Here is a 2,515-nt window from a genome sequence, read left to right as displayed (position 1 = left end):
TGGGTGAGTTGGTGGATCCGGTGGTGGTGCGGGAGCGGGTTGCGGGGGTGTTGCCGGGGTACATGGTTCCGGCTGTGGTGGTGGTGTTGTCGGGGGGGTTGCCGATGACCGTCAACGGCAAGCTCGACCACAGCGCACTACCGACACCGGACTTCTCGGCTGCGGCACACGGTTCCCGACGAGGTCCCCGCAATCCGCGCGAAGAGGTCCTCTGCTCCCTGTTCGCCCAGGTCCTGGGACTGGACAGTGTCGGCATCGACGACGACTTCTTCGCCCTGGGCGGCCACTCCCTCCTTGCCACACAGCTCATCGGACGGGTTCGTTCCACCCTGGGCATCGACTCCAGCGTCCGCACGATCTTTGAGAACCCGACGGTCGCCGGACTCAACAAGACACTCGACAACGACGGCAGGCACCTTCCCGCACTGAAGGCGATCGAAGCTCGGTCCGGGGTGCTGCCGTTGTCGTTCGCGCAGCGTCGGTTGTGGTTCCTGTCCCGCCTGGAAGGACCCTCGGCGACATACAACGTCCCGGTCGTCACACGTCTGGACGGGGCCCTGGACACCACAGCACTGCACGCTGCTCTGAACGACGTCGTCCACCGCCATGAGGCTCTGCGGACCGTGTTCACCGAACACGACGGGGAGCCGTCCCAAACGGTTCTGGATCCGACCGCGGACCTGGTCGGACTCTGGGTCACCGACTGCGCCACCGACGAGGTGGAGGCGCTGGTCGGCGAGCACGCCGGGCACCTGTTCGATCTGGAAACCGACGTCCCCCTGCACGCGCATGTGCTGCGCACCGACCCCGAGCAGCACGTCCTGGTCCTGGTGGTGCACCACATCGCCGGGGACGGGCAGTCCATGGGGCCGCTCTCCCGCGACCTGGGCCAGGCCTACCAGGCCCGCCTACAGGGACAGGCACCCGACTGGGATCCGCTGCCGGTCCAGTACGTGGACTACACCCTCTGGCAACGCGAACTCCTCGACCCGCACCCCGGCGACGACAACGCCGAAGCCCCGCTCGCAGTCCGGGAACTGGACTACTGGCGCACCCGCCTCCAAGACCTGCCCGAGGAACTGGTCCTGCCCACCGACCGGCCGCGCCCTCTTGCCTCCAGTCACCAAGGCGGAACAGTCTCCTTCACACTCGCTCCCGAGGTGTTCGCCCGGATCCGCTCGGTCGCCCGGTCGGCCGGCGCCACCCCCTTCATGGCGGTGCAGGCCGCGGTCGCGGTCCTGCTCTCCCGCCTCGGAGCAGGCAACGACATCCCGCTCGGCACGGTGGTCGCAGGCCGCGACGACCAGGCCCTGGACGACCTGGTCGGGTTCTTCGTCAACACCCTGGTCCTGCGCACCGACCTGTCCGGGAACCCCACCTTCACCGAACTCCTCACCCGCGTCCGCCAGCAGGACCTGGAGGACTTCGACCACACCCACGTCCCCTTCGAGCAGGTCGTCGAAGCCCTCAGCCCCACACGCTCCCTCGCACGACACCCCCTCTTCCAAACCTCCATCGGATGGGAACACGACGGAGGTCACTCCGAAGTCGCCCTTCCTGGCACTGCCAGCACCCGAATCCCCGTCGGGCTCGACGTCGCCAAGTTCGATCTGGCATTCGCCTTCAGTACCACCGCTGACGATGGACTCCTCGTCTCTCTGGAGTACGCCCGGGACCTGTTCGATCAGGAGAGCGCCGAGAACATCGGCCAGCGGCTGGTCCGGGTGCTCACCGCCGCCGCGGCCGACCCCTCCACCCCCATCGGCGGGATCGACCTGCTCGATCCGGAGGAGACCCGTGCCCTTCTCGACCAGGGACAAGGACCCCGCCCCGCGGGTGAACCCACCACCCTGCTCAAGCTCCTGGCAGAGCGGACCGCCCAGCACCCCGACCGCACCGCGCTGCGCTGGGACCAGGGCACCCTCACCTACGGCGAACTGGACACACAAGCCCACGACCTCGCCCTACGCCTGATCGAGCACGGCATCACACCCGGCATGGACGTCCCCGTCCTCATGCACCGCAGCCACCACACCGTGGTGGCCTTCCTCGCCATCCTCAAAACCGGTGCGGCCTACCAACCCCTGCACACCGACCTGCCCGAACACCGCCTGCGCCAACTCCTGGCCCCCAACCCCTGCCCACTCGTGGTCACCGACACCGCCCTGGACGACCATCCCGGCCTAAGCGACCACCACACCCTGACCTGCGACCGCACCACTACGCCAACCAGCGACCCACAGTCGCGCCCTCTCCAAACCACCGGCCCAGATCAGCTGTTTCCCGTGGTGCGTGCGCTCGACATCGCGTACACCATGCACACCTCCGGCACCACCGGCACACCCAAAGCCATCGCCATCACCCACCAAGGCGTCGTGGACCTGGCCGCCGACCCCGCCTGGAACCTGCAACCCCACCACCGGGTCCTGTTCCACGCACCCCACGCCTTCGACGCCTCCACCTACGAAATCTGGGCACCCCTCCTCAACGGAGCCCAACTGGTCATCGCCCCACC

Annotated in this window: 1 protein-coding gene; it reads left to right on the top strand. The window is 68.0% G+C overall.

The window, feature by feature from the left end; genetic code table 11:
• Positions 1-104: 104 nt before the first annotated feature.
• Positions 105-2,515, top strand: a 2,411-nt coding sequence (locus tag Q8791_RS31680; RefSeq protein WP_330095541.1) for a condensation domain-containing protein, incomplete at its 3' end; no start/stop codon positions are given.

It is taken from the genome of Nocardiopsis codii, assembly GCF_036327455.1.
Taxonomy (GTDB): domain Bacteria; phylum Actinomycetota; class Actinomycetes; order Streptosporangiales; family Streptosporangiaceae; genus Nocardiopsis; species Nocardiopsis codii.
The sequence above is the reverse complement of the archived record's forward strand: the minus strand, read 5'-3'. Positions and strand labels throughout refer to the sequence as shown.